The sequence below is a fragment of the Candidatus Cyanaurora vandensis genome (assembly GCF_013285555.1).
Lineage (GTDB): Bacteria > Cyanobacteriota > Cyanobacteriia > Gloeobacterales > Anthocerotibacteraceae > Cyanaurora > Cyanaurora vandensis.
Genome location: NZ_JAAXLT010000147.1, coordinates 16,076 through 41,611, shown reverse-complemented (window position 1 = coordinate 41,611; position 25,536 = coordinate 16,076). Strand labels below are relative to the sequence as shown.

The following is a 25,536-nucleotide window of genomic DNA, read 5'->3' as shown; positions in this document are numbered from 1 at the left end:
TGTCGGGCACAGGCGAGCAGGGTAGGGGAGCAAGAATAAGTTCTTTTCTGCCTTGGTCCCCCGTTTACCTGTGCCCGTCAGGGTACGGGGCGGAGGGGCAGCTGTTAGCGAGCTACTGAGATTTTATAATTCAACTCGGATTGCTATATAAGATTGTTGAATCTCTGCTGTAAAAAAGTTTATGGGGATGCTAATTTCAAGCCCAGGACACCCGCCACAATCAGCATTAAACAAAAAAACCGCCCAAGATCGCGGGACTCCCCGAGCAGAACCATCCCCAGCACCGCTGTCCCTACCGTGCCAATTCCTGTCCACACCGCATAGCCCGTCCCAATGGGGAGTGATTTGAGGGCTTGGGCCAGTAAAAAGAAACTGGCAACCATCGCCGCAACCGTCCCTACGCTAGGCCAGAGCTTCGTGAATCCGTCGGTGTACTTCAACCCAACGGCCCAACCTATCTCAAACAGACCAGCCAATACCAAATAAATCCACGCCACAACCTACCCCCTATTGGTCAATCTCCACTACTTTATGGCGAGAGGTAAACCCTGCCACAATCGTCACCTGAGCCTTCGTAACGTTGAAATGGTCTGCCAGCAGATTAACTAACTCCTGATTGGCCTTGCCCTCCGTAGGCGGGGATTTGAGATGAGCGATGAAACTACCGTCCAACGCTCCACTCAAGAGTTGATGTTTCGCATTGGGCTTGACTTTAACTAGCCGCATCATCCTAGAGCCAACCTAGGGCTAGATTCACTAAGATAATTGTCCCGAACCCCAGCCGATACCAGACAAAGACCCAGTTACTTTGCGTCTGTAAAAACCGCAATAACCACGCAATGGAAGCATAGGAAAAAACAAAGGCCGAAATAATGCCGACTAGGACTAGCCCTAAATCCACCCGTCCTGGAGCCTCCTGAATAAACTCATAAAGGGTGGCAATCGTCAACGCGGGGATGCCCAATAGAAACGAAAACCGCGCCGCCGCCCGTCGTTCCAGTCCCAGGAACAACCCTGCCGTCAAGGTTGAACCCGACCGTGAAGCTCCCGGTATCAGAGCAATCATCTGGCCTAACCCCATCCATAACCCATCTCTTACCCGCAACTGCTCAAAGTTCCGCTTGCGTGTTCCCAATTGTTCTGCCAGACCCAAAAGTAAAGCCATCACAATCGAAGTTACGGCTATCGTCGGTAGACTATTGATATCGGAGCTATCATCATTCAGGACTTTACGGATGATGAAACCCACCGCGAGAATTGGTATCGTTCCCAGGGCAATCCCGACGAGGAGTTGGTATTCAGTGCGCCGCCAGTCTTTTTCGCGGAAGCCCGCCCAACCACCCTTCAGGATGCTGACGATATCCTGCCAAAAATAGAGGACCACCGCAATCACACTACCGGACTGGATCGTCGCCACAAAAGGCTTAGACCCCACCTCCGCCCAACCCAGGACCTTGGTGAGGACCTGGAGGTGAGCGGTACTGCTAATCGGCAAAAACTCAGTCAGCCCCTGCACCAATCCCAGCACGACCGCCTGCAACCATTCCATCCCCACACCCGCGCCTAAACCTGCCTATTTTGGCAAACTTTAGGGCTGGTGCCTATGACTCGACTTCTTCATCGGGACCATAGGGACCGTATTCATGGCTGTACTGTTTCAGTTTCCAGCGGAGGATGTCGAGTCCCAGCCCGTTTTGAGCGGAGATGAAGACAGCTTTGGGGTGGGCTTGGCGGGCGAGTTCCTGTTCGGCGGGAGCCGCGCGGTCCACTTTATTAAAAATCAGCATCTGGGGACCGCAGGCGACGGGCATCTCACTGAGGATCTTCTCCACCGCCTCAATGTGAGCAGGCCAGGAAGGGTTGGCGAGATCCACCACATGCAACAACATATCCGCCTGGGTAATCTCCTCCAGGGTCGCCCGAAAAGCATCTACCAACTGGGGCGGTAGGTCGTGGACAAACCCTACGGTATCAGTCACCAAGACCTTGAGGTTGCGATGGAACTCCAGACGGCGAGTGGTGGCATCCAGGGTGGCGAACAGTTGGTCCGCAACGAAGGTATCCGCCCCGGTCAAGGCGTTGAGGAGGGTGGACTTCCCGGCATTGGTATAGCCGACCAAGGCGAAAACCGGGACATCATGGTGCTGCCGCCGTTGGCGCATCCGGTCGCGGTGATGCTGGAGTTGGGTCACTTGGCGTTGCAGATGACTGATGCGTTGGCGGATGGCGCGGCGGTCGGTCTCCAGCTTGGTCTCCCCCGGTCCCCTAGTCCCAATCCCGCCCCCCAAGCGTGAAAGAGCCTGTCCCCGTCCGGCAAGGCGAGGCAGTAAATATTCCAGTTGGGCCAACTCCACCTGCATCTTCCCCTCGTGGGAGTGGGCGCGACGGGCAAAGATATCCAGGATTAATTCCGTCCGGTCTACGACGCGCACGCCCGTGGACTGTTCGAGGTTGCGGGATTGACTGGCGGAGAGGTCTTCCCCGACGACGACGAGATTTGCCCCGAGTTCTTGGACGCTGAGAGCCACTTCCAGGACTTTGCCCTCACCGATGTAAGTGCGTGGGTGGGGCCGTTCCCGGCGTTGAGAGAAGGTTTTGAGGACTTCACCCCCGGCACTGGTAATCAATTGTTCTAGTTCTTCAAGCTCCAGTTTCAATTCATCCATGGGCAAGTCCGGCGGGAAAACCCCCACCAAAACCACCCGCTCCCGCCCGGTATCCACGGTGCGTGCGGCCCAACCCTCCCGGAACTCCGCCTCCAGCCCGTTCAAAAATTCCTCGAAGTCCTGATCCGTCAACTGGGGTAAGCGCAACGGGGCCGTGACCACCCAACGCACATCCGGTTCAGGGACGAGGTTGGCGATATGGACCTGTCCGATAAACCCCGTCGGGGCCGCACTCTGACGGCGTTTCCCCGCCAAGGAGACCTCTAGGGTTACGAGAGCATCTAATCGTTGTAGGGCCAGGGCGGTCAGATCGGCTTGGGAGGGGCTGTGGGCAGTGAGTTGGGTACTCAGGCAACGCAGGCCACAGAGCCGTTCTGCACCTTGCCGGGGGAGTTCGTGGGCCGGGATTTGCGTCTGGTGGGGGGTCCCCACGGCGACCCGGACGACTTGGCCCCGGCGGTTGAGGTAGACACTAATTCCTTCTTCGATGTCAGCGGTGATTGCGCCGAGCCGTTCAGCAAACTCTAGGGTACAAAAAACCGAGATGGGCTGGGTCCGGCGGTACAGTTCCAGGAGTTGCCGTTCCTGGGCGGACTTGAGACCCCGTGTCTGACCGAAGATTTTTTCGATAGCCGTCACCTGTGGGACTATCTCGATTTTAGCGAGTGGGGACTAACTCGACCAAAAGTCCTCCCCCAAGCGGCGGCGGAGACGGCGGAGAGCTTGGGTTTTGAGTTGGTGGACGCGCACGGGGGAGATCTTCAGTTGTTGGGCGATCTGCCGTTGACTGTGGCCCCAAAAGAAAATACCGACGACGACTACCCGTTCATTAGTCGGTAGTTGGGCAAGTTGGGTTTGTAACCGGGCTTGACAAAAGGAGTCGGTTTCCGGGACCGTCGGCTGGGGCATAGGCAGGGTTTCAGGATAGCGAATCGAGAGAAACCGTTGTCCCTGGGCACGGTGGGTGGTGACGCGCTGGAGTTCGGTCTTGGCTTGGACGGGACTCAAGGCGGCGACATACTCGGCGAGACGGGTCCCACGTGGTAACGCACTTTGGCTGGTCCGCGCTTCTAGTAAAAGTAAGTATTGCTCTAGGGACACCAGCCGGTAATTAAGCTGACGTAAATGTTCGCGGAGGACAGGGCGGACACAGCAGTGATAGAGCCAGGTCGTGAAGTTGCCCCGGCTGGGGTCAAACTGAGGGAGTTTCTGGACCATCTGTTCGAGGGCACGGTTCACGAGGTCCGGGATCTCTTGTTGACTCGCCGGGGTGAGGGGCAGACGACGATGGAAGGTCGCCCGTAGGTAATGACTAGCTTGGACGCTGAGGACCCGGAGGACCCGTTGTTGCTCCAGTCCGGTCAACCCCTGCCATCGGCTCACCCACTCGTCCAAAGAACAGAGGAGAGCCTGGGGCGGGGCTGTGCGGGGGGAAAGGGAAGCATCACAGGTATCTACCTGAAACTACCCGTGACTATGCATGACCTTGAGGGTAACGAGAGGGTAACGAGTTAGCGATGAGCGACAGGGCTGGCGAGGACGGCTTGGGCACAGAGCTTCCCGGAGAGGACCGCCCCTTCCATCGAGTCAATGTAATCCTGAGCTGTGTAGGAGCCTGCCAGGAAAAAGTTAGGAATAGGCGTGGTTTGGCTGGGGCGGTTGCGCTCCATACCCGGTGCCTCCAAGTAGAGAGAACGGGCTAGTTTCACCACATTCCAGCGCAGGAGGCTGTGTTTATGAGTGCTGGGTAACAGTCGGCGGACTTGGGCTAGGGTGTGTTCGGCTACCTTGTCATTCGCCATGGGCATGAAGGGGTCGCCGGGGGTCAGAACTAGTTGCAACAGAGAACCCTCGCCTTTGACGTAGTAATCCTTGGGGCTAGTGAGGGCCAAGTCCGCGAAACAGGAGAAATCCGCGTCGGCGGTGTACATCAGGTTATCCACATCACTCACCCAGCCATCGAAACGCAACTGCACCGTCGCCACAGGGACCGATTTGAGTTGGAAGATGCGGTCAAAAATGCCGTGTTTACGCCAATGAGCGGGCAGGATGCGCTGGATGCCATCGGCGGCGGCGGCACTGACGTAGGCATCGGCTTGAATTTGCTCCCCAGATTTGAGAAGGAGCCCTTCCACGCGGTCGCCAGTACTGACAATCTCCCGCACACTGGCACTGGTTTTGATGACCCCGCCCCGGTCGGTGATGTAGTCTACAAGCGGTTGATGTAAGCGAGTAGCGGGGGCACCGTCCAAGAAATTGAGCTTGGAAGCATCGGTCTTAACCGCAAAAATCTGGAAAATGGTCAGCATACACCGAGCGGAAATATGTTCAGTATCAATGAACCCCAAGGCGTAGGCAATCGGGTTCCACAAACGGGTCAAGCTGCCCTGAGACCCGCCGTGACGACGGAACCAATCGGCAAAGGTCACATCGTCCTGGGCACGGATATCCGCTAGGGCCGCATCGTAGTTAAGCAGTCCTTTCACCAAGGGCACGAGGGCCAAGCCGTTGCGGAGTTTGTCTACCGTGGAGATTTGTCCAGTGGTGACAAAGGCTTTGAGGCCATGGAAGGGTGCCCCACCAAAGTTACGAAAATCGAGGCTGGTCTGTTCGCCACCTTGGTTGATGAAGACGTGGGTGTGTGCCTTGGGTAAGAAGTGGTCGCGAATGCCAAGCTTTTCGATTAGGGCAAAGAAGTTCTCATAGCAACCAAAGAAGACATGGAGTCCCATCTCAAGGTGGTCGCCTTGGGCGTTCTGCCAGCTTGCGACTTTGCCACCGACGAAGGGTCTTTCTTCTAAGAGGGTGACTTGGTGGCCCGCCTCAAGCAGTTGCACTGCTGTACTCATCCCCGCTAAACCCGCTCCAATTACGGCAACTTGCACACGCATTTCCTAACCCTCTGTCCCTTGTAACATTTCTTAGTGTGGGTCGGCCTATGCTGGTAAAAAACAGGGCAGACCGATGCAGGCAGGGATTATCGGGACGGGTTATGCGGCGCGGGCGCGGGCGCGGGCTCTCCAAGCCGATGGACGGGCGGAGTTGGCCTGGGTAGTGGGGCGCACCGCGACGACGGTGACGGCTTTTGCTGAGGAGTTTGGGGTGCAGGGCCGGTTGGATATTCCCGAAGCCCTCAGAGACCCGGCGGTGGCGTTAGTTTTTATTTGTACGGCGAATCATACCCACAGTGCTTGGGTGGAGGCGGGGCTTTTGGCGGGGAAGCACGTGGTAGTGGAGTACCCGTTGGCTCTTGAGTATAAGACGGGCGTGGCGTTGGCTGAGTTGGCGGCGCGGCAAGGGCGACTTTTGCATGTGGAACATATCGAGCTTTTGAGTCCGATTCACCAGAACTTGCGGGCGGGTTTGGCCCAGGTAGGAGAGCCATTGTACGTCCGCTACAGTACCCAGACAGCGACCCGTCCGGCTCCGCAACGGTGGAGTTATCATCCCTTGCAGTTTGGGTTCCCGTTGGTAGGAGCGGTCTCGCGGCTCCAGCGGCTGATTGACTTAGTTGGGCCAGTGGCGCAGGTGAGTTGTGAATCTCGTTATTTGATGCGGGGGGAGTATTTTCACACCTGTTACTGTGCGGCGTTGCTTCAGTTTCAGGGGGGCGCAGTGGGAGAGGTAGTTTTTGCGAAGGGGGAGGGGATCTGGCAGTCGGAGCTATTTTTGTCGGTCCAGGGGACCTTAGGGGGGGTAGTTTTAGCAGGGAATACGATTACGGTCACAACAGCGGCGGGGGAACAGACCTTGGCAGCGGGGGAGCGTCAGGGATTATTTTTGCGGGATACTCAAGCGGTGTTGGATTATTTACTGGGGGGGGTGCCGTTGTACATGTCGTTGGCGGCGGATTTGCGTGGGTTGCGGGTGGCTTCGGCCTGTGCTGAGTCGGCAGCTAGTGGGAAATCAGTGGCAATTCACGGGAGCTAACCGCTGCCCCCTATCCCACCTATGGTCTAGGAGAGAGCAAGCGTGCTTATTTCTGTCTTAACTCCCCCTGTTTACTCGCCACAGTCAGGCACGCCGGGTCGGGGCCGGCGGTTGCTAACCCCGATGCACTCGTAACGAACTGTAACGATTCTCAGTAGAGCATTGGAGACCCCCGGTACTGCACGTTAAGATTCAAGCGAAAGACAGGAGAACGATGTTGACGATCAGAGTTGCGGTGGTCGGGGGCGGTCCGGCGGGTTCCTGTGCAGCAGAAGTTCTGGCAAAGGCCGGGATTGAGACTTATTTATTTGAAAAAAACCTCAACAACAGTAAGCCCTGCGGCGGGGCGATCCCGTTGTGCATGGTCAACGAATTCGACTTGCCCCCGGAGATCATTGACCGTCAGGTGCGGAATATGACGATGATTTCCCCCTCCAACCACCACGTCAACATCAACCTACCCAACCAGGGTGAATATATCGGGATGTGCCGCCGGGAAGTGTTAGACCGCTTCATGCGCGAACGCTCTGCCCACTTGGGGGCTAACCTCATCGAAGGCGTTTTAACCGATATCCAGATGGGCCATCCCTACACCCTCAACTACCGCAACCCCAAGACGGGCCAGAGTGGTTCCGTCAAAGCGGACTTGATTATCGGGGCGGATGGTTTCCACTCCAAGGTCGCCAAGGCGATTGATGCCGGGGATGTGCCTTACGCCATTGCCTATCAGGAGCGCATCAGGCTCCCCGCCGACAAGATGAAATATTACGAAGACCGCGCTGAGATGTATCTCGGCGGCGATGTCTCTCCAGACTTTTATGCTTGGGTTTTCCCCAAAGCTGACCATGTGGCGGTCGGGACCGGGACGATGATCCCCAACAAACACGGCCTCCCCACAATGCAGGAATACCTGCGCCAACGGGCCGGGACCAAGATTGAGGGCGGCGAGATTATCAAAATTGAAGCCCATCCCCTCCCCGAGTGCCCGCGTCCGCGCCGGGTGGTGGACCGGGTGATGTTGGTCGGGGATGCGGCGGGGTACGTCACCAAGTCTTCGGGGGAAGGGATTTATTTCGCGGCTAAATCTGGGCGGATGGCGGCGGAACTCATCGTCGAACTCAGTCAGGGCGGGAAAATCCCGGAGGAAGCCCAACTCAAGGAATACCTGCGCCGTTGGGACCGCGCCTACGGCTTGACCTACAAAGTCTTGAATATCCTGCAAAACATCTTCTATCGTTCCGATGCCAGCCGGGAGGCTTTTGTGGAACTGTGCGGGGACCGGGATGTGCAACGGTTGACTTTTGATAGCTACCTCTATAAAACCGTCGTCCCCGCCAATCCCTTAGTCCAACTCAAACTCACCCTCAAAACCCTGGGTTCTCTAGCACGGGGTCAGGCCCTCGCGCCTGCACCCCGCCGGAGTGCCTAGACACGATTTACCCTGGTCCATAACCCTCCTGCGGAGGTCCATCAAGCGAGACGGGAACCGGGTCTAATTACGCCACTTGAACTGCAGTGAGGCTTTTTTCTTTTTCTCTCTGTTTCGAGAGCGACAGCCTTAACATCCCCAACAGCCTACGAGGACAGGACTAAGGTTCTGCCCTCATGCTCCCGCCGACCCGTGAGGGCCGCGCACGGCCCCCATGTGCAACTAAAGCTAAGAGAGCCCCCTAAATCCCCCTTAAAAAAGGGGGACTTAAGAGATTGTTGAACAGAGCAACTCAGATAAACTCTAACTCCCCTCTTTTTAAGGGGGCTGGGGGGGAGGAGAGCTCTTCTGCCTTGGTCCCCCATTTACCTGTGCCTGGCAGGGTATGGGGCAGAGGGGCCTCTAGCCTGGGAAGCCATGATTAGCACTTAGATCTACAAGTAGCTGTGGGCAAAATGACTATGATGAACATTAATTAGAGCCGGAATCAGCATAAATTAACGAGGTCTTGTCCATTGCATGGCTCTATGACTGCCCCCTTGTCGCAAATCGCCCGTGAAAAAGGCATCCGTTACTTCTTAATCTCCTTCACTGACTTTATGGGAACCCAGCGGGCCAAGCTGGTTCCGGCCCAGGCGATTGATACGATGGTGGCGAATGGGGCGGGCTTTGCGGGGTTTGCGGTTTGGCTCGATATGACCCCGGCTGACCCCGATATCTTGGCGGTTCCTGACCCAACCAGCCTGTTTCAACTGTCCTGGAAACCCGAAGTTGCTTGGCTACCCGCCGACCTCTACACCACCACCGGGGAACCCATCGCCCAAACCCCGCGCCTCGTCTTGAAACGAGTCCTCAAGCAAGCTCAGGACTTGGGTTATACCGTCTGTACGGGGGTCGAGTGTGAATATTTTTTACTTGCTCCCGACGGTCAGCAACTCGCCGACCCCCAGGACCGCCAAACCAAGCCCTGCTACGACCAACAAGCCTTGATGCGTCGCTTTGCCGTCATCGCTGAAATCTGTGATGCCATGCTCGCCCTAGACTGGGGTGCTTATCAAAACGACCACGAAGATGCCAACGGTCAGTTTGAGATGAACTGGAAGTATGCCGACGCGCTCGTGACCGCCGACCGCCACGCCTTCTTCAAGTACATGGTCAAATCCATTGCTGAGAACCACGGACTCCGCGCCACGTTCATGCCCAAGCCCTTCCTCCAATTCACCGGTAATGGCTGCCATACCCATCTTTCGGTCTGGGATAGCACGGGTACCACCAACCTCTTCCACGATCCGGCGGGCGCACTGGGGTTATCGACCTTGGCCTACCACTTCATCGGCGGGGTCTTGCACTCCGCAGCGGCCCTGACCGCCTTCGCCAATCCCACGGTCAATTCCTACAAGCGCATCAACGCCCCAGTGACGGCCTCGGGTGCCACCTGGTCTCCTAACACGATTAGCTACAGCGGGAACAACCGCACCCATCTTATCCGCATCCCTGACCAAGACCGCTTTGAACTGCGCCTCCCCGACGGGGCTGCCAATCCCTACCTCCTCCCTGCTGCCCTCATTGCCCTGGGTCTTGATGGCATCACCCAGCAGCGGGACCCCGGACCCCGCAATGACCGCAACAGCTACACCGACCCGTCCGCAACCAGTACCCTCCCCGCCAACTTGCTGGATGCTTTGCGCTGCCTCGAAACAAACTCAATCTTGTCTGAGCGGTTAGGGCCTGAATTTGTCACTTCTTACCTGAAGCTTAAGCATCGGGAATGGCAGGACTATAGTAGTCACATCAGCCCATGGGAGTTAGAGCACACGCTCGATTGCTAAATCCGTTAGGTGATGCCGGTTGGTACCGCGAGTGTGGACATGTCAATTACCAGACGATAATGCACATCACCCCGCTCAAGTCGTTCAAAACCATCGTTAACATCTGTGGCCTTGGTGGTCTCGATATCGGCTGAGATATTGTGTTTGCTACAGAAATCCAGCATCTCCTGCGTTTCAACGCTACCCCCAGACCCAGAACTCGTCAGCCGCCGCCATCCCATGGTGAGGAGGAGCGGGGTGAACCCCATGCCGTCAGGAATACCAAGACAGCAGAGCGTACCATCCAGCGTGAGCGCGAGCAGATAAGGATCTAGCTGATGTCGGGCTGACACGGTCAGGACTTACGCAGAGCAAGAGGAGTCGATCGGATAGTGGAGCCGTGACCTGCCCCTCAGCTGTGGATGTCAGCTGTGGATGATTGATGCTATGCAGAAGACCGATTCCTGTCCTAGCAAAAGAAATCGGCTTGTGGATGACACCCAAGGGGCACAGCCCGCTCCACGAGTCCGGGCCTTGACTGGGACCGAAACGGAGTTAGACGGTGGCAAAGTCCTCAAGCGTAAGAAGTTCCCTGGTGACCAGCGCGTGAAACGATGGCGGGTCACGGTCTGCTGCGAGCGAAGGGACGATGTTGTACCCAACCACGTGTGATGGCTATTTCTTCATTAGGGACTATGGGCTGTACGTAAGTCCTGTTGCCCTCAGGACTTACCCAAAGCGACTTGGGAGGCTCATTTTGGCAATGCTCCGAAAAATCCCCCCAGCCGGAGCCAGGGGGACTTTTCGGAGCATCGGGCTAGAACGTGGCTTCTACCCCGAACCGGAAGCTGATGGGCGCACCGGGGTAATTGAAGGAGGCGATGGCATCGTACTGTTGGTTGAGCAGGTTGAAGACCCCGCCGTTGATAGTAATCGCTGGGGTAATCGGGACACTGGCGGTCAGGTCAAAGCGAGTGAACTCCCTGGCGATGAAGCTCGTGGCTGCAATCGGCCTTCTACCCACTAAAACCCCGCTCAAGGCCGCATTGAACCCAGAGGAGTTGTAGCGCAGGGCGACGTTGGTGGTGTTGAAGGGCACATCGGCGAACTGTTGCCCATAGAAGTAGCCCCGCGAGATGAAAAATGGCAATCCGTCATCAACTGCGTTACCCACGGGTCGCGCATCCAAAATTGAGTGATTGACCTGGAAGCTGATGGTCGGGTCAATCTGCCATTCGAACAAGAACTCCCACCCGTTGGTGAGGGTCGCCTGTGCGTTGATGGTTTGGCTCTCGGTACGGATTCCATCATTGAAGGTCTGTACGCCCTCTAGAACGGCATTGACGACATCAGTGCGGAAGTAGGTTGCCCGCAATAGAGCTGAAGGTCCAATCTGAATGTCCAGACCGATATCAAAACCCTTACCCAGTTCCGGCTCTAGGTTGGGATTGGGCAAGGCGGTGTTGCGGCCCGAGGTGAAGGTGGCGTAGAGCTGAGAGAGGCCCGGTGCCTTGAAGGACTCGGAGTAGTTAAACCGTAAACCGAAGGGTTCGCGGCCCCTTTCTCCCCCGAAGTTGTACCGTAGCCCCGCCCCCAGGGAAGTGTAGACCCCGAACTGTACGTCAGAAGTGGTCCGTGCCCCGAAGTTGGTAATCAACGCATCGTCAAAGAAGCGCAGGTCCTCCGTGAAGAAGACCGCCACCCGACTAATCTCCCGGTCAAAAGCTAGCCGTAGACCGGGTGGCGTACCGGGCAGCAAGACACTGGGCCGTCCAATCTCCGGGCTTTGGACCGAGCGGTTCGTGATGAACTGAAACCCGGCGTTGAGCGTATTGCCTCGGTACAACTCCGCCACGTAACGGATTTGGGCTTCGTAGGTACGGTTGTTGAGGTACCTTTGGCCCCCGCTCGTGGGGTTAAACGAGGAGGTATGTTTGTAGGAGAATTGAGTAGTAAGGGTGTTGAGTTCGCTCAGGTTCCAATCCCAGGTCACGTTTAGCCCCGTGTCGTCTTCCTGGGAATCAGCATCCCCGAAGATACCCGGAATGGATTGGTAATACTCAGTGGAGAAGACGGCGGCACTGTAGCCCCGTGGGTACCCGAAGTAAGGGTCATTGGGATCAATGATGTCATCGTAATAACTGACCAACCCCGAGCCGGACCCAAAGCCAAGCGAACCCCGGCGGGTATTCTGTTGCTGGGCATAGACAGTAACGGTGTGGTCTTGACCCGGTTTGAAGACTACCTTGCCGAAGTACAGGTCACTGAAGACGTAGTTCTGGATGGCCTTGGACGTGAAGGTGTAGCCGCCGGGTGAGAAAGTAGCTGAACCCCCCGCGCCTAGGACCAGCACATCTTGCCCGTTGTAGCTCTGGACATCGGAGGTAAATAAGAAATCATTGATCGCCGAACGCCGCTCATAACCAATGTCATAGGCGAAGTTACCAGGAGTCGTCAGGGGTCCGGTACTGCCCGAGTAGGACAAAGTGTACTGAGCAAAGCCAAAGCTACCAAAGGTTGCCGAAGCACTGACCTGGGGTGGGCCTTCCGGGACACGGGTAATGATGTTGATGACCCCCGCCACCGCGTCTGCCCCATAACGCAGGGTTGCCCCCCCGGTCACGACCTCGATGCGCTCAACGTTAACAATTGAGAGCTTGGAGATATCCGAGGCGCGGTTGTTGGAGGCCCGGGTCAGGGGCCGACCATCCTGGAGAATAATAAAACGGGCATCGTCTAGACCCCGCAGGAAGTTGGAACCCCGCAAGTCCACCCCGCCCAAGGTCTCAATCAAGGTGAAGCCCGGTACTAGGCGCAGGGCATCGGAGACGGTGGTGGCACCGAGGGCGCGGATTTCTTCGCGGTTGACAATATAGGTCGTCTGGGTGTTCTCCCGTTCCGTGGTCCGGCGGCGTTGGGCAGTGACGTTGAACTCCCCCAAGAGGTCTACAGGTTCCTGGCTTTCATCTTCTTCAGTGGTCGTTGGCGCGGGGGTCTGGGCCATCAGGTCCGGGGTCAAGTCCGAGTAGGTCCCCGTCGCGCCGAGCAACGCTTGGGCTTGGCTGGTCGGTTCGAGATCATTAGCTTGGGCAATCGGTTCAGCTTGGACTTGGCCTAAGCCCAGCCCCGCGAGTAGGGTCACGCAAAATAATTGGGCACTATACCCAAAGCGGCTGTACCCGCGCACCGTGCCTTTACGCAAAAAGTAGCTCATCCTCACACACCCGAAACAGAAAGTTCGTACCATTTATGCTCAATCCTGCACCGCAAAAAGTTCAATATCAACATATTGCTAAATCTCGCCTGGATATTTCTCTCCTGCGATAGCTGAACTTCTCCCAATTGATGGACGTTTACGCCAGCTAGAGTCAGCAAGATGGACTTAAGAACTTAGGGGAATATCATGATTGCACGAGCGAGTGCTTTGCTGTTGGCGGGTTTAATGATGGTGACGATGCTGCCGGCGACCGCACAGAGTAAACAGGAAGCCAATGTCAAGACGAACCAAAAGAAAAAAACCAATACGGGTATCAACAAAACCCTCAGCCCTAACCTATCCTGTGGTCCCGACGAAAAAAACAATAACGTCACCAAGGGCGCACTCTATGGTGCAGGGACAGGTTTGGTGTTGGGTGGCGGTCTCCTTGGGGGAGCTGTCGGGGCTGGAGCCGGGGCCGTGGTCCAACAGGAGCAAAACAAAGACGCTTGCAACAAGGGTTAAGCTCTCTACCCTGTGTACAGCGGGCACAGATGAGCAGGCGAGGAATAAGATATAACCGCCTTGCCTACTGAGAGCATGAGCGGTAAACCGAGTTGTGTCTGATGCTAGACATCGCGTAAAAGCTCGGGTTACCACTTATTCCCTATCAAGCAACATAGTCGCTTCTCTGGCTTAGCTACCCACTATTCACGCTCTTCTGCACTTTTCATAAATCGGGCGGTAAGGTCTGGAGAGCCTGTTCAATTAGGTCCTCAGCTTGGGCCACGGATTCTAGACGGGCGAGTTGACCACGGAGTAGACCCGCTCCCGGCACGCTCTTGACATACCAAGTGGCGTGTTTACGTGATTGTTGCAGACCCCGTTGGCCCTTGTAGCCGTGCAGGAGTTGGATGTGTTCACGGGCTAGGCGGAGTCGTTGAGCGGGGCTGGGGTCGGGCAACTGCTCTCCAGTCTTGAAGAAGTGGTCAATCTGACCGACTAGCCCTGGATTGCCCATCGTCCCCCGCGAACACATTACTCCGTCAGCCCCAGTGAGGGCTAGACATTGTTGAGCTGCGGCAATTGAGAAGATATCCCCATTGGCGATGACCGGGATAGTAAGCTTTGCCTTGACGCGGGCAATCCACTCCCACCGGGCGGGACCATCGAAGCCTTGGGCGCGGGTCCGGGCATGAACCGTAATTAATTGGGCACCGCTATCCGCCATGCGTTGGGCGAAATCCAGGATATTGATGTCCTGGTCAGACCAGCCAATCCGGGTCTTGACCGTGACCGGGACGCTGACTGCTTCGGCCACACGAGCGACAATCTCCCCAGCCAGTCGGGGGTCCTTAAGCAGACTAGAGCCGCCGCCGTTCTTGGTAATCTTATTGACCGGGCAGCCCATGTTGATATCAATAATCTGTGCGCCCTCTCGTTGAGCCAAGACCGCTGCCTCCACCAAAAAGTCCGGGCGGCAGTCAAATAGCTGAATACCAATGGGTGTTTCACCCTGGCCCACATCCATTACGTAGGGCAGTTCCTTGGCGTAATGTAACCCTGTGGCACTGACCATCTCGGTATAGCTCAGCGAATCCGGGGCAAAGCGGCGCACCAATTGCCGAAAAACCCGGTCTGTCACCCCCGCCAAGGGTGATTGGAAGACCCGGCTATGGAGCGTAACACTACCTACTTGGAGGGGCTGGGCCATCATGGACACGGGTAGACACAGAGCGTACGACCCCATCGTGCCATAGGTCCGCTGACCACATGCCCAGACCGACTCACGCTAGTCCACATCCCCAAATACCAGCCCCCTCATAAATGAGTCTTAAAGACTACCGGACTAGTAAAAAAGACTACCGCGCTACCATTTGTTCAGGGAGTGTGAGGAATCAGGAAAGCTGCTGTAACTGACGCTCTAGCTGAGGCTACTAAAATAGGAAAAGCTTTTTAATACGCCACCATGGAAACAACCCCAGAAACTCCCCCTAAATACGGTGAACGGGCCATTGCTGGAGGGGAATTTGTCCTGTTTGACAACCCCCGTCCAGGCCGGGATTACCAGATTCACATCACCCTGCCGGAGTTCACCTGTAAATGTCCTTTCTCTGGCTACCCTGATTTTGCCACCCTCTACTTGACCTACACCCCTTACCTCAAAGTCGTAGAACTCAAGTCTCTCAAGCTTTATATCAACAGCTATCGCGACCGCTACATTCCTCATGAGGAAGTGACCAATCAGATCCTTGATGACCTCGTAGGAGCAATGGACCCCCTCAACCTCCATCTCAAAGCGGACTTCAACCCCCGTGGCAATGTCCATACTGTTGTAGAAGTGCGCCACCAGCGTTAGGTTTTGCGGCCCACCGCTAACCCATCCGCCGTGGGGATACAGACCGCCTCACAGTGCTGGGACAGTAACTCGTGGAAGTGACGCATCCCGGCAATCGCCGCCAGACTAGTCTCACTATCGGGCTCCCGTCCCGCCAGATATCCGAAGAGATAGGCATTGTCCCCAATCACCAAGCCCCCCGGCCTCAGATGTTGCAAGGCCCACTGTCCGTACCGACCATAGTTATGTTTATCGGCATCAATGAATACGGCGTCAAAGGGGGCCTGGTCCTCAATGATGGAGAGGTTAGCCAGAGCCGCACCCACCAAAACCGTCACCCGCTGAGCCAGCCCTGCCCGTTGGAAAACTCCCTGGGCGACAGCCGCATGTTTGGGGTCGTACTCAAAAGTCCAGAGGTGCCCGTCCTCGGGTAAAGCCCCCGCCAGCCACAACCCCGAGTAACCCGAGAGCGTACCCAATTCCACGACTTTTTTGGCCCCGATGAGCTTGAGTAACAGGGCCAACAGCTTCCCCTCCGTGGGCGCGATCTGGATCTGGGGCATCCCCATGGTTTCCAGTTGAGCCAACGCATCATTTAAAGCCGGGGTGGAGGGACTGTACAAACCCTCCAGATAAGCCTTGATTGCCGCAGAACCGTAGGTCCCGGCATTACGTGAGAACTCATCCGCCATGACGGCCTCCCATCGCTGAGCGAATCGCTTGGTCTTGACTGAAATCCGCCGCACTATTCGCCCGTCCGCTCGCTTGGTACCACTGCCAGGAATCCGTCAACCCCGCCACCAGACTGAAGTCCGGCGACCAAGCCAAGTCCCGCTCAGCCTTGGCAATACTGCTGAAAAAATGCTGCTGACGCAACGGGAAGAACTTACGGCCTAGCGACGCACTGTCGAAATAGAGCAGTTGCGCCGATTTTTGACAAGCTTCAGCACAAGCCAGGGCTAGCCCCGTAAAGCTGACAAAATGACTACCCGAGACGTTATACACCTGTCCCACCGCCCGTTCCTTACCCAAAATCGCGGTACAGGCACGGGCGAGGTCTAGGGCATGGCCCAACTGGGTCAAGGTCTGCCCGTCACCGGGGATGAGGATGGGCTGGTCGCGTACCAAACGGTCAAAGAACCAAGCCTCAATATCGTTGTAGTTCTGGGGACCATAGATATAGACCGGACGGATACTCGTCGCCCGGAGTTGGGGGTCACTGAGGAGATAATCGTCGGTCTCCCATTTCCCAATGTGGCGGCTTTTGGGATCAATCGGGCTAGCTTCCGTCAGGGGCCACTCTTCCGCCAAGGCATATACCCCCGCCGAACTGATATAGCCAAAATGCTGTACCTTGCCCCGGAGGAGTTCAGCAAAGAGGGCCGTCTGTTCCCGTTTACGACCACTGGTATCAAACACGGCATCGAACTGTTGGTCTGCGAGCAATTGCCGGACCTGCTCGGGTTGGTCGCGGTCCCCAAGCAAACGTTCAACGCCCTCGGGTAGGACCGCTGCTTGTCGCCCCCGGTTGAAGAGGACCACTTGATGCCCCTCCCGGACCAACTGCCAAGTGAGGTGATAGCCGACAAACCGTGTGCCGCCAATAATGAGTACGCGCATCCCTAGACCTCCAGAACGTCTCCATTCTCCCAAGCTCGGGGCGACTCGTCCATCCTGTCGGGAGCCAATAACTCAGTGAGGACGGGTAATAAGGTCTTACCCAGACCCAAGGGCGGCGCAATCGTCCAACCGGGGTAGGCCTGGACCTGCTCGGCAGCCCAATCTGTCAACCCGCCCGTAAATAAAAACAGGGGTAAAACGAGTCCCGGCCCCCTGGCCTGAGCGAGAAGCTGGGGGAGGCGGTGGGGGTCTTGCTGATGAAACACGGTCTGCGTCGGCCAGCCTCGTTCGCTCAACTGCGCTTGTAATTTCAGAATGGGCGTTTGGGCCGCGATTCGCCGAGAGCCGTGAACAAATAGGATTAGCTGCGCTTGGTCCGTGGCCTGACTCGCCAATATCTCAACTAAAGCCCTACTCTCGCCAATCGTCCTAGTCTGCACCCAAGGCCCGACCACCGCCAACGCCTCGGGTAAGTCGCGCTCCACATGGTTGCCGGGGACCAAAAAGAGCGGCACTACCACTAGTTCCGTACATTGAGTTTCGGCAATCACCTGTTGAACCTGAGCGGTCAACGAAAGCTCCCCCGCCTCCAGGACCCCAGAGCGGACGGGGTGGGCGGACTGGCCTTGAACCAGGGTCGTCAATTGGCTGAGTTGCACAGCGGCCCTGGGGTCTGGACTGCCATGGGCACATAAAAAAATCGTTCGGCCCATTTATCCCCGTACATTCACGGACCCAGCTTAACAAACCAAGAAACTGTGCTAAACATGGGGGGCTATTCTCAAAGCCACCGGCGGGAGTGCAGGATGTCAGCCGTATTTCAAGAAGGGGTCCGGGCTTTTGAAGAAGGCAACTTTGGGGAAGCGCGACGACTCTTTGAGCTTGCCGTCAACGATGACCCCACCGAACTAAAAATACAGGTCTGGCTAGCCCACACCCACCAAAAACTAGAACAACTCCCTGAGGCCCGCCGCCTCTACGAACAACTCGCTAATCATGAAGACCCAGTACTACGCCGTGTCGCCTTGAAGGGCCTGAGTCAATGTCAAGCGGGAGCAGCCTGGGTCACGAGCCCACCACCCGTATCTAGTCGTCCGCGTGACCGTGCCCCAGTCCCGACCCGACCCCGCAGTGCTGGGGATATTGTCTCGGCTGGGGTCAATGCTTACCGGGCGCGATTCAAGGAATATGTACTCCTCTCGGGGATAGCCTATCTGTGGCTCATCTTGGGTTGTACGGCGGGAGGCATTGCCGCTGGGATCGTCTTGGCTGTATTTGGGGGGGCAGCCCTCGGGACGGCCTTCATGGTCAACCCGACGTTTTCGCCCGTCTTATTCTGGCTTTTTCCCCTAGCCCTGCTCCTTGCCTCGGTGCCCTCGACCTTTGGGTTCCGGGAATTCTGGCTCCGGCAGTGCGCGGCCCATCTTGTCAGCTTTGAGGAATTGTCCAACAAGGATTACAGCCTCAAACAAGCTCAAGTCCAGATGCGAACGAAGAGTTGGACCTTAGTTTGGGCCTCTTTTCTCGTCGGCGGGCTGGTTTTCTTGCCCTATATTGCGGTGCTTGTCCTCTCATTCATCGCAATTTTGGTGGTAGGCCTTAACGGAATCATGACAACTGCCCCAGAGCAGGGCATCGTTTTCGCCTTAATCGCGGTGGTTTTAGTCATCGTTGGGTTGGTGGGGACCCTCTACCTCAGTGTCCGGCTGCAATTGGCCTTACCCGTGCTGGCGGTAGAAGACTTGGGGGTGACAGCGGCGGTACGGCGGAGTTGGGATTTGACTCAAGGCCGTTTTTGGTCCACCCTGGGTGTCACCGCCCTACTTTACTTATTAACCCTCGCGGCGACTCTCGTACCTCAGCTTTTGGCCCAAAGTGAGTTACCGGGTCTCAGTGTCCTGGGCTCACTCCTGGTCTTGGCCTTGACCATCATGGCTTTACCTGTCTGGTGGACGACAACAACCGTCCTCTACTACGACCTCAGGGCACGCAAAGAAGGGCTAGATCTCCTGCAACAACTCGGTTAGTTCACGAGATCCAGTCAGCCGTAGGGCATGCTCGACAAGTCGGCCTCGTCCATACCCAGCAAGAGCTGGTGCGTGATGACCTGTAATTGAGTCTGGGAGTGTTCGAGCAAGAGATCCATGGCATTGATGAGAGTCTGGGTGTCTTCGGTGATGGTCTGTAGGCGTTGGGTACAAGCGGCGGAAAGGGCTTCAGCGTAAGTGAGTTGGGCAAGCAATGGGGTGGGGTTCATGGTGTTGAATTCGAGTGCTAACTCATAAAGCGTAACCCGTTGGCAATTCGGCTCATTGTGAGCTAGCGCAGGCTAATTGCGTGATATCACTGTCGCCAATTGTGACAAAAAAGCCTGGGGGGGCTGGGGATAGGGCCAAGCAAAGGCATGGCGGAACGCATTCTCCTGGCATTGTTTAAGTTGCCGAAAATCAATCACATCGCGGGTCAGTAAATTCTCATACTCAAAGGGCAACCTTACGTTGTGTAAACCGGCATTGTCGGTACAGATAGCAATATCTACCCCAGCCGCAAAACAGCGTTGGAAGATTAATTGCAATTGCTCCATATTCTGGAGCGTCCCCGTCTGGAAATAAGTAGTCGGGCAGACCTCCAGACATTGACCGCGCTGGGCTACCTGTTCGAGGAGTTCTGGGTAAAGGAGGGGGATCTGGATGCCATGACCGATCCGTGTGACATAGGGTAACAGTTCTGGGTAACAGCCCTCGGTTGTTTCGTAGAGATGGGCCGTCGTTTTGAGACCCAGGGCGAGGGCATACTTATAAAGCTCAACAAACTCCGCCATCCGCTCACCATAGACACTAGTTCCCCCCGCCATATCAATCCCCGCCACCATCCCCGAGGACTTAGCGGCTAGCTCCACAATTGCCCGGTTGACCGCGTAGGGTAGACGGGTATGGAGGCAGAGGATCTGGGTGGTGATGATGGGGTACTCGGTCTGACGGGCGGCAGTACCGACGGTCTGGATGACTTCGCGCATCTGCTGGATACGCTCGGTCATACTCAAGTTGGCATCAGTGCGGTAGTAGGGCGTATAGCGCAACTCCAAATAGGCCAAGTTTTCAAATACATAGGCCCCCCGGATCAGTCGGTAGACAAAATAGGGCAACTCAGCGATAGTCTGGACGGATTCGACCAGGGTGTGCAGTTCTAGGTATTCCTCAAGGGTGGCGCGGGGACGGGTATAGAAATGTTCAAAATCTTCATATTGAGTAAACTTTTCACTCAGCGGATGGCCCTGACGTAACAGGTAACGCCACAACACACGGGGTACCACGGACCCCCCGAGATGGCGATGCAGTTCAGCATGTAAGGCCATAGGTATCTGTCGCTCAAATGTTAATCTATGCTAAACGCATTTACTTTAAAAAACCTATCTCTGGCTAAAGACGACCTGAAATCCAACTTGAGGGGCATAAATACCTAGGTTCTTGTTGAAAAAGTTGCCTAAGTCAGAGGGCATTTCTATACTGAGGTGGGTCTAGCGGGATGTGACGGTGAGTAAAGTAGTAGAACGACTTCAAAAACACGTGCTAGCCGATGGGGAACGGGTCATTGTGGACCTAGAGCGTTCACGGGGCTCAATCCTGGTGGATGCAGAGACGAGTCAAGAATTGGTGGACTTCCACGGCTTCATTGCCTCCTTGCCCCTCGGCTACAATCATCCCAGCGTGGTCGAAGACGAAGCTTATCAAACTAAACTGCACCAAGCCAGCCAGTACCGCGTCGCTATTCCTGATATTTATCACAGTTATTATGCCGACTTTGTTGAAGTTTTTGCTAGCACTTTGCCTATTGAATTCCAGAGCCATTTATTCTTTATTGATGGCGGGTCCGTGGCGGTGGAGAATGCCCTCAAAACAGCGATGGATTACAAGATCCGGCGCAACTTTGACCGGGATATCCACGGCAAGGGCTATCAGGTACTCCATCTTAGAAACGCTTTTCATGGGCGCACGGGTTACTGTCTCTCGGTGACCAATACCAACGACCCCCGCAAATACGCGCATTTTGCTAAATTTGATTGGCCCCGGGTGGACGTTCCCGCGCTCTACTTTGACCGGGCGGGGACAGCGCACCGCGATGCAATTGGCGAGGAGCAGGCATTACAGGCGATGCGGTCGGCCCTCAGTCAAACACGGGTCCATGATATCTGTGCGATTTTGCTGGAGACGATCCAGGGTGAGGGCGGCGACCGGCACCTGAGTGGCGAATTCCTCCAGGAGGTCTATGGGTTGAGCCGAGAGTTTGATTGTTTAGTGATTTTTGATGAGGTCCAATGCGGGTTTGGGACGACGGGTAAATGGTGGGCTTTTGAACATCAACCGATTGCACCGGATTTGGTTGCTTTTGGTAAAAAAACCCAGGTTTGCGGGATTGCCGCTACCCAACATATTGATACGGTCAATAACACGTTCACTACGCCTTCGCGGATTAGCTCCACTTGGGGCGGACAGCTAGTGGATATGGTCCGCTGCGAGAAGATTATCCAGGTGATCCGTGCGGAGCACTTGCTCCCCCAGATTGCTCAGCAAGGGGCCTACATCCTCGCGCAACTGCGGGAATTTGGGCAACAGACCGGGCTAGTTGCCAATGTGCGGGGCCGGGGGGCGTTTATCGGCTTTGATGTGGTGGATACCCCGACCCGCGACCGGGTGCGCGAACTGAGCAAACAGGCCGGGTGTTTGTTTTTGACTTGTGGGGAGGTGAGCCTGCGGTTTCGACCGGCTCTCACGATCCAGATTTGGGAGATTGACCGGGGGCTGGGCATCCTTTTCAAGGTTTTGCGTCAGACGGCCCGACCCTGGGCAGCGAAATAACTACTGCGGGCTCAACTTTAAAGTTTCTATTTGCTTGAGTTTTTTTGTAGCTATTGATACATGCATAGCCCTGCCTTCTCTGATAATTACTTAGGGTAACCTAAGGGTAAAATCACCATGCGTCGCCCTCGTTTGGTTCAGTCTACATGGGTCATACTTGCTCTACTAACTTGCTTTACGCCAGTTCTGGCTCAACCATTTGTTACTGAAGATAGACGGATCTCTAACCCTAATGACCGTTTTAATGACCAGGAATTTGACCAACCGGGCAAGCAGGTGGTTTGGCAGGACGACTTACGCAATCTCTGGGTCGCCCGGATGGATGCCAACGGTGCCTTCATCCCCGCCGATGGACGCGGGACCTTGGTGGATACGGACGTGGCGAGTCCCCTGCTTAAAGAGGCCGGGAATGGCGCGGAGTGGGCCTATGCCGCCGCCGGTTCGCAGATTGTCTACACCAAACTCATCAATAACGAATACTTCCTCGCGCGGGCTATCCCTGATGCTAGTGCTGGTAATGGCTGGCGTGTTGAACTTATCCCCGGTGGTACCGGCTCTGGCAGTCCCTTTGGCAGCAAGGATGCCGACGATGTGGCCCCGCGCATCCGCTACATCCCTAATATTGTCAACCGGGGCCGGGTCGTCCAATGGCTCGAACTCAACAATCCCGTGGTGAACGGCATTCTAGAGGACCCGTCAGTGTTGGGCGGACGGTGGATTGAGGGCGCGCGGGCGATGACGGTGACGCTTGGGACCGAAACTACCCGTCAGGTGGCCCGCTACGACATTGATACCGGAGTGGTGACACCCCTGACCAACGATGCAGGCCGTAAAGCTGAATCCGCGATGTGGCGAGCCCCCGACTTTAACAATGCCTATGTGCTAACTGCCCTGATTGATGACAAGAGTGTAGGCATCTATGCCGAACTCAATGGAGTCTGGACTCGCGTCAATACAATTGAGCCACCGGACCCCACGGCCTACATCGGCTCTCCCGAGCCCTTTGTTTATAACGGCAAGTCCTATATCTCCATGACCGTCGCCAGCAGTCCGGGTAACAGTGGTGGTCCGTCCACGGTCTGGATTGCCGCCCTCAATCCGGCAACCCCCTTGCTGCGGCGCGTCAGTGGCAAGACAGAGATGATTCGGATGGACCCGGAGACCTACGCTGCAGCCACCGGGATGTATGTCTATTACACTGAGCAGGGCAAATACAACGGCAAGTCGGCTTTGGTCGTCCACCGCTGTGCCACGGGTCTCGGTGCCCCCAATAATCCCAGCCTGGACCCGCCACTTTGGCAGAAATATCAAAACACGCCCTAGCCTGATCTCTCTCGGTTGGTGCGACCCGGACCAAGACGGTCACCTAATCCCATCGGTGGCAAGTTAAACAATAATGGGCTGGGTCGCCTGTAATCCCCGCAAAACCGCCGGACGGGTACGGACGCGCTCCCGCCAAGCCACCAATCGGGGAAAGTCTACCAAGCTCAAGCCCAACCGCTCGGTAAGATTCACCCAGGGCCAGAGGCTGATATCGGCAACGGAATAATCTCCGGCGATATAATCCTGGTCCAACCGCCCTTCGAGGACACCAAATAACCGCATAACCTCCTGTTCACCCCGCACCGGGTCAATCACGGCAGGATCGAGATGGCTTAGCTGGTTGCGCTGGAGGGCTAACCGGCGCACGGTCGGTCCAAAAACTGCCCCTTCAAAAAATAACCACTGCCAGGATTGATGTCGTTGGGTTGCAGATACGGGGAGGAGTTGCCCAGTGAGTTCGGCTAGGTACAGCAGAATGGCTCCTGACTCAAAAAGTGTTTCGCCCATCTGGGAATTGACGAGGACCGGGATCTGATGGTTGGGGTTAAGCTGCAAAAACTCTGGTTTAAACTGCTCTCCCTGGAAGATATCCACCAGATGAACTTGGTAGGGTAACGTTAGTTCTTCTAACGCAATGGCGACTTTGTGACCGTTGGGGGTCTGGGCGGTGTAGAGGTCAAACATGGGGACTCCACCGAGGAACCATGGTCAAGTCTAAAGAGCCTAGGGTTTTCCTGTCAATATTTGATTGTCATAAATCAACAAGCTTTGATATCATAGAACACTGTGCTTAGTTTACTCATGCACCAAAGGATACGGGCATGGCTGCTGTAGAAAAGACCATCCTTCCCACCCCAGAAACCCTGGACCGCCGCTGGCACATCGTAGATGCCACGGGGGTACATTTGGGTCGTTTAGCGACGGCGGTGGCGAATTTATTGCGGGGCAAGCATAAGCCCAACTTTGTCCCCTTCCAGGACACCGGGGATTTTGTCATTGTCATCAATGCTGAAAAAATTACCGTCACGGGCAAAAAAGCGGAGCAGAAACTCTATCGGCGCAACTCCGGTCGTCCCGGCGGGATGAAGGTCGAGACCTACACCAACCTCCAAAAGCGGATTCCTGAGCGGATTATCGAGAAGGCCATTGGGGGGATGTTACCCCACACCCGTCTTGGTCGTCAGCAGTACACCAAGCTCAAGGTGTATAAGGGTCCCAACCACCCCCATGAAGCCCAACAACCGAGTGTTTTCACCGTGGGAGAGAAACTATGAGTGCTAACACTGCCGTCTATTGGGGGACGGGTCGTCGTAAAGATGCCGTGGCCCGTGTCCGTCTCATTCCCGGCGATGGCAAGATGACCATCAATGGCGTACCGGGCAATCAGTACCTCCAGTTTCGCGAGACCCTGATTGGGTTTGTGCGTCAACCCCTGGAGATCCTGGGTTACGAAAATGCCTACGACATGATTGTGAACGCCCACGGCGGCGGGATCTCCGGTCAAGCGGGGGCGATCCGACTTGGAGTTGCCCGTGCGCTCTTGGAACAGGACCCCGACAACCGGGTGCCGATCAAACGAGAAGGCTTACTCACCCGCGATCCCCGGACGGTCGAGAGCAAAAAATACGGTTTACGCAAGGCCCGCAAAGCCAAGCAGTACTCCAAGCGTTAACCCAGGGAGGCCACCATGCCAAAAGAGAACTTGCATCCCCAGTACAACCCCATCCTCATCTCTTGTACGAGTTGCAAAACTGTTTACAATACCCGCTCTACTAGTGCCACCAACATCTCCGTGGAAATCTGCTCCGCGTGCCATCCCTATTACACGGGCCAGCAACGCCTGATTGACACTGAGGGCCGGGTGGACCGCTTCAACAAGAAGTACAGCCGCGAAGCTATGGCCCAACGGGGCCGCGCTGCTCAACCGAAGAAGTAACGTTATTTTGGACTTGGGGGGAGCTACGGCTCCCCCTTTTTTTTGGCATTGGCTATTTTAGGATGGTTTACCAACGTTTGCCCCAGGGATAGTTAATCCTGGCCCGTGATGTCCTTACACCCAAGCATTATGGAGTGTATTTGACTGTGACAAAATCGAATTCCGTTCCGGGTTCCTGTGACCGACCCGTAACAAAGACATTGCCAGAGTTATCTAACGTAATGCTGTTACCATCAGCAGTTTTCCCGTCAGCACCATCCTCATAGAACCGAGACCAAAGAAGTACTCCGTTCGGGTCGTACTTCAGAGTGCCGTAGTCTGAATCAGTCAACTGCTGTGTAGGTCTTGGGCTAAAGGTATAGCCAGCACTCCCAGTGACGTAGACATTACCTGTAGCATCCAACACAATGTCGCTTGCCTTATCAGTGTCACCG

The 25,536-nt window shown here is 55.9% G+C and carries 28 protein-coding genes; 12 read left to right on the top strand and 16 right to left on the bottom strand.

What is annotated here, in order from left to right; genetic code table 11:
* Positions 1-179: 179 nt before the first annotated feature.
* The 6 genes from sugE to zds all read right to left on the bottom strand — a co-directional run bounded on the left by sugE (position 180) and on the right by zds (position 5,551).
* Positions 180-497, bottom strand: a complete 318-nt coding sequence (gene sugE, locus HFM78_RS10130) for a quaternary ammonium compound efflux SMR transporter SugE (protein ID WP_287129324.1) — start codon at positions 495-497, stop codon at positions 180-182.
* Between the two features lie 10 nt (positions 498-507).
* Entirely contained in the window at positions 508-729 is a 222-nt protein-coding gene (locus tag HFM78_RS10125) for a DUF167 domain-containing protein (RefSeq protein WP_287129323.1), read from the bottom strand.
* A gap of 1 nt (position 730) precedes the next feature.
* Positions 731-1,549, bottom strand: coding sequence for an undecaprenyl-diphosphate phosphatase (locus tag HFM78_RS10120; protein WP_287129322.1), 819 nt, complete (start codon positions 1,547-1,549; stop codon positions 731-733).
* Positions 1,550-1,601: 52 nt separating this feature from the next.
* Positions 1,602-3,305 carry a GTPase HflX gene (hflX, locus tag HFM78_RS10115; RefSeq protein WP_287129321.1) on the bottom strand — a complete coding sequence of 568 codons (1,704 nt, stop codon included), beginning with the start codon at positions 3,303-3,305 and terminating at the stop codon, positions 1,602-1,604.
* A gap of 33 nt (positions 3,306-3,338) precedes the next feature.
* Entirely contained in the window at positions 3,339-4,049 is a 711-nt protein-coding gene (locus HFM78_RS10110; RefSeq protein WP_287129320.1) for a sigma-70 family RNA polymerase sigma factor, read from the bottom strand.
* A gap of 128 nt (positions 4,050-4,177) precedes the next feature.
* Entirely contained in the window at positions 4,178-5,551 is a 1,374-nt protein-coding gene (zds, locus tag HFM78_RS10105) for a 9,9'-di-cis-zeta-carotene desaturase (RefSeq protein ID WP_396032679.1), read from the bottom strand.
* Between the two features lie 79 nt (positions 5,552-5,630).
* Between zds and HFM78_RS10100 the strand changes: the two genes are divergently transcribed.
* The 3 genes from HFM78_RS10100 (at position 5,631) to glnT (ending at position 9,854) form a co-directional block, all read left to right on the top strand.
* The gene (locus HFM78_RS10100; RefSeq protein ID WP_287129318.1) at positions 5,631-6,596 is read left to right on the top strand and encodes a Gfo/Idh/MocA family protein; all 966 of its coding nucleotides are present in this window, start codon (positions 5,631-5,633) and stop codon (positions 6,594-6,596) included.
* Between the two features lie 217 nt (positions 6,597-6,813).
* Positions 6,814-8,025 (top strand): geranylgeranyl reductase, encoded by a 1,212-nt coding sequence (gene chlP / locus HFM78_RS10095; RefSeq protein ID WP_396032677.1) that lies wholly within the window; start codon positions 6,814-6,816, stop codon positions 8,023-8,025.
* A gap of 527 nt (positions 8,026-8,552) precedes the next feature.
* A complete protein-coding gene (gene glnT / locus HFM78_RS10090) occupies positions 8,553-9,854 on the top strand; it encodes a type III glutamate--ammonia ligase (protein ID WP_287129316.1) in 1,302 nt (433 codons plus the stop codon).
* A 5-nt stretch (positions 9,855-9,859) separates the two neighbouring features.
* On the opposite strand, the gene HFM78_RS10085 is transcribed toward glnT, so the two are convergent.
* On the bottom strand, positions 9,860-10,186 hold the full coding sequence (locus tag HFM78_RS10085; RefSeq protein WP_287129315.1) for a hypothetical protein: 327 nt from the start codon (positions 10,184-10,186) through the stop codon (positions 9,860-9,862).
* A gap of 82 nt (positions 10,187-10,268) precedes the next feature.
* Between HFM78_RS10085 and HFM78_RS10080 the strand changes: the two genes are divergently transcribed.
* Positions 10,269-10,505: a hypothetical protein gene (locus HFM78_RS10080; RefSeq protein ID WP_287129314.1), complete on the top strand. Its 237-nt coding sequence runs from the start codon at positions 10,269-10,271 to the stop codon at positions 10,503-10,505.
* 145 nt (positions 10,506-10,650) lie between these two features.
* Here HFM78_RS10080 and HFM78_RS10075 read toward each other — a convergent pair whose 3' ends face one another.
* On the bottom strand, positions 10,651-13,047 hold the full coding sequence (locus tag HFM78_RS10075) for a TonB-dependent siderophore receptor (RefSeq protein ID WP_287129313.1): 2,397 nt from the start codon (positions 13,045-13,047) through the stop codon (positions 10,651-10,653).
* 189 nt (positions 13,048-13,236) lie between these two features.
* Here HFM78_RS10075 and HFM78_RS10070 point away from each other — a divergent pair, with 189 nt between their 5' ends.
* Entirely contained in the window at positions 13,237-13,554 is a 318-nt protein-coding gene (locus HFM78_RS10070) for a hypothetical protein (protein WP_287129312.1), read from the top strand.
* A 205-nt stretch (positions 13,555-13,759) separates the two neighbouring features.
* On the opposite strand, the gene dusB is transcribed toward HFM78_RS10070, so the two are convergent.
* Complete coding sequence (gene dusB, locus HFM78_RS10065) at positions 13,760-14,746, bottom strand: tRNA dihydrouridine synthase DusB (RefSeq protein ID WP_287129325.1); 987 nt, start codon at positions 14,744-14,746, stop codon at positions 13,760-13,762.
* Positions 14,747-14,998: 252 nt separating this feature from the next.
* Here dusB and queF point away from each other — a divergent pair, with 252 nt between their 5' ends.
* Positions 14,999-15,388 (top strand): preQ(1) synthase, encoded by a 390-nt coding sequence (queF, locus tag HFM78_RS10060; RefSeq protein WP_287129311.1) that lies wholly within the window; start codon positions 14,999-15,001, stop codon positions 15,386-15,388.
* Here queF and HFM78_RS10055 read toward each other — a convergent pair.
* From HFM78_RS10055 to HFM78_RS10045, 3 genes are read right to left on the bottom strand one after another with little or no spacing between them, the layout of a single operon-like run.
* Complete coding sequence (locus HFM78_RS10055; protein ID WP_287129310.1) at positions 15,385-16,059, bottom strand: O-methyltransferase; 675 nt, start codon at positions 16,057-16,059, stop codon at positions 15,385-15,387. The two genes, queF and HFM78_RS10055, sit on opposite strands and share 4 nt — an antisense overlap.
* Entirely contained in the window at positions 16,049-16,987 is a 939-nt protein-coding gene (locus HFM78_RS10050) for an NAD-dependent epimerase/dehydratase family protein (RefSeq protein WP_287129309.1), read from the bottom strand. The genes HFM78_RS10055 and HFM78_RS10050 overlap by 11 nt, the downstream gene beginning before the upstream one ends.
* Before the next feature lie 2 nt (positions 16,988-16,989).
* Complete coding sequence (locus HFM78_RS10045; RefSeq protein WP_287129308.1) at positions 16,990-17,700, bottom strand: sirohydrochlorin chelatase; 711 nt, start codon at positions 17,698-17,700, stop codon at positions 16,990-16,992.
* 93 nt (positions 17,701-17,793) lie between these two features.
* On the opposite strand from HFM78_RS10045, the gene HFM78_RS10040 reads away from it, so the two are divergent.
* The gene (locus tag HFM78_RS10040; RefSeq protein WP_287129307.1) at positions 17,794-19,014 is read left to right on the top strand and encodes a glycerophosphoryl diester phosphodiesterase membrane domain-containing protein; all 1,221 of its coding nucleotides are present in this window, start codon (positions 17,794-17,796) and stop codon (positions 19,012-19,014) included.
* A 14-nt stretch (positions 19,015-19,028) separates the two neighbouring features.
* Here the strand turns inward: HFM78_RS10040 and HFM78_RS10035 are convergent, their stop codons facing one another.
* Together HFM78_RS10035 and HFM78_RS10030 are read right to left on the bottom strand one after the other, a co-directional pair.
* Positions 19,029-19,244 (bottom strand): hypothetical protein, encoded by a 216-nt coding sequence (locus HFM78_RS10035; protein WP_287129306.1) that lies wholly within the window; start codon positions 19,242-19,244, stop codon positions 19,029-19,031.
* A 72-nt stretch (positions 19,245-19,316) separates the two neighbouring features.
* Positions 19,317-20,342, bottom strand: a complete 1,026-nt coding sequence (locus HFM78_RS10030; RefSeq protein ID WP_287129305.1) for an adenosine deaminase — start codon at positions 20,340-20,342, stop codon at positions 19,317-19,319.
* Between the two features lie 178 nt (positions 20,343-20,520).
* Here HFM78_RS10030 and HFM78_RS10025 point away from each other — a divergent pair, with 178 nt between their 5' ends.
* Together HFM78_RS10025 and HFM78_RS10020 are read left to right on the top strand one after the other, a co-directional pair.
* Positions 20,521-21,843: an aminotransferase class III-fold pyridoxal phosphate-dependent enzyme gene (locus tag HFM78_RS10025; RefSeq protein WP_287129304.1), complete on the top strand. Its 1,323-nt coding sequence runs from the start codon at positions 20,521-20,523 to the stop codon at positions 21,841-21,843.
* Positions 21,844-21,960: 117 nt separating this feature from the next.
* Positions 21,961-23,166, top strand: coding sequence for a hypothetical protein (locus HFM78_RS10020; RefSeq protein WP_287129303.1), 1,206 nt, complete (start codon positions 21,961-21,963; stop codon positions 23,164-23,166).
* Positions 23,167-23,229: 63 nt separating this feature from the next.
* Here the strand turns inward: HFM78_RS10020 and HFM78_RS10015 are convergent, their stop codons facing one another.
* Complete coding sequence (locus tag HFM78_RS10015; protein ID WP_287129301.1) at positions 23,230-23,850, bottom strand: glutathione S-transferase family protein; 621 nt, start codon at positions 23,848-23,850, stop codon at positions 23,230-23,232.
* A gap of 137 nt (positions 23,851-23,987) precedes the next feature.
* Between HFM78_RS10015 and rplM the strand changes: the two genes are divergently transcribed.
* Genes rplM through rpmE form a run of 3 tightly spaced genes read left to right on the top strand, consistent with a single transcriptional unit; the run spans position 23,988 to position 25,102 of the window.
* Positions 23,988-24,440 (top strand): 50S ribosomal protein L13, encoded by a 453-nt coding sequence (rplM, locus tag HFM78_RS10010; protein ID WP_287129300.1) that lies wholly within the window; start codon positions 23,988-23,990, stop codon positions 24,438-24,440.
* Positions 24,437-24,838: a 30S ribosomal protein S9 gene (rpsI, locus tag HFM78_RS10005; RefSeq protein ID WP_287129299.1), complete on the top strand. Its 402-nt coding sequence runs from the start codon at positions 24,437-24,439 to the stop codon at positions 24,836-24,838. Before rplM ends, rpsI begins: the two co-directional genes overlap by 4 nt.
* 15 nt (positions 24,839-24,853) lie before the next feature.
* A complete protein-coding gene (rpmE, locus tag HFM78_RS10000) occupies positions 24,854-25,102 on the top strand; it encodes a 50S ribosomal protein L31 (protein WP_287129298.1) in 249 nt (82 codons plus the stop codon).
* A 127-nt stretch (positions 25,103-25,229) separates the two neighbouring features.
* Here the strand turns inward: rpmE and HFM78_RS16325 are convergent, their stop codons facing one another.
* Positions 25,230-25,508, bottom strand: a complete 279-nt coding sequence (locus HFM78_RS16325; protein WP_396032675.1) for an SBBP repeat-containing protein — start codon at positions 25,506-25,508, stop codon at positions 25,230-25,232.
* Positions 25,509-25,536 lie beyond the last annotated feature (28 nt).

What these genes read in the sequence shown, in the direction of transcription:
- HFM78_RS10015 (WP_287129301.1), bottom strand. Translation starts at nt 23,850, where the DNA reads ATGTTTGACCTCTACACCGCCCAGACCCCCAACGGTCACAAAGTCGCC.
- glnT (WP_287129316.1), top strand. Translation starts at nt 8,553, where the DNA reads ATGACTGCCCCCTTGTCGCAAATCGCCCGTGAAAAAGGCATCCGTTAC.
- HFM78_RS10035 (WP_287129306.1), bottom strand. Translation starts at nt 19,244, where the DNA reads ATGAACCCCACCCCATTGCTTGCCCAACTCACTTACGCTGAAGCCCTT.
- queF (WP_287129311.1), top strand. Translation starts at nt 14,999, where the DNA reads ATGGAAACAACCCCAGAAACTCCCCCTAAATACGGTGAACGGGCCATT.
- HFM78_RS10070 (WP_287129312.1), top strand. Translation starts at nt 13,237, where the DNA reads ATGATTGCACGAGCGAGTGCTTTGCTGTTGGCGGGTTTAATGATGGTG.
- HFM78_RS10050 (WP_287129309.1), bottom strand. Translation starts at nt 16,987, where the DNA reads ATGCGCGTACTCATTATTGGCGGCACACGGTTTGTCGGCTATCACCTC.
- HFM78_RS10120 (WP_287129322.1), bottom strand. Translation starts at nt 1,549, where the DNA reads ATGGAATGGTTGCAGGCGGTCGTGCTGGGATTGGTGCAGGGGCTGACT.
- HFM78_RS10045 (WP_287129308.1), bottom strand. Translation starts at nt 17,700, where the DNA reads ATGGGCCGAACGATTTTTTTATGTGCCCATGGCAGTCCAGACCCCAGG.
- rplM (WP_287129300.1), top strand. Translation starts at nt 23,988, where the DNA reads ATGGCTGCTGTAGAAAAGACCATCCTTCCCACCCCAGAAACCCTGGAC.
- rpmE (WP_287129298.1), top strand. Translation starts at nt 24,854, where the DNA reads ATGCCAAAAGAGAACTTGCATCCCCAGTACAACCCCATCCTCATCTCT.
- HFM78_RS10020 (WP_287129303.1), top strand. Translation starts at nt 21,961, where the DNA reads ATGCGTCGCCCTCGTTTGGTTCAGTCTACATGGGTCATACTTGCTCTA.
- HFM78_RS10080 (WP_287129314.1), top strand. Translation starts at nt 10,269, where the DNA reads ATGATTGATGCTATGCAGAAGACCGATTCCTGTCCTAGCAAAAGAAAT.
- HFM78_RS10040 (WP_287129307.1), top strand. Translation starts at nt 17,794, where the DNA reads ATGTCAGCCGTATTTCAAGAAGGGGTCCGGGCTTTTGAAGAAGGCAAC.
- rpsI (WP_287129299.1), top strand. Translation starts at nt 24,437, where the DNA reads ATGAGTGCTAACACTGCCGTCTATTGGGGGACGGGTCGTCGTAAAGAT.
- HFM78_RS10075 (WP_287129313.1), bottom strand. Translation starts at nt 13,047, where the DNA reads ATGAGCTACTTTTTGCGTAAAGGCACGGTGCGCGGGTACAGCCGCTTT.
- dusB (WP_287129325.1), bottom strand. Translation starts at nt 14,746, where the DNA reads ATGATGGCCCAGCCCCTCCAAGTAGGTAGTGTTACGCTCCATAGCCGG.
- HFM78_RS10030 (WP_287129305.1), bottom strand. Translation starts at nt 20,342, where the DNA reads ATGGCCTTACATGCTGAACTGCATCGCCATCTCGGGGGGTCCGTGGTA.
- HFM78_RS10125 (WP_287129323.1), bottom strand. Translation starts at nt 729, where the DNA reads ATGATGCGGCTAGTTAAAGTCAAGCCCAATGCGAAACATCAACTCTTG.
- HFM78_RS10055 (WP_287129310.1), bottom strand. Translation starts at nt 16,059, where the DNA reads ATGGCGGATGAGTTCTCACGTAATGCCGGGACCTACGGTTCTGCGGCA.
- HFM78_RS10100 (WP_287129318.1), top strand. Translation starts at nt 5,631, where the DNA reads ATGCAGGCAGGGATTATCGGGACGGGTTATGCGGCGCGGGCGCGGGCG.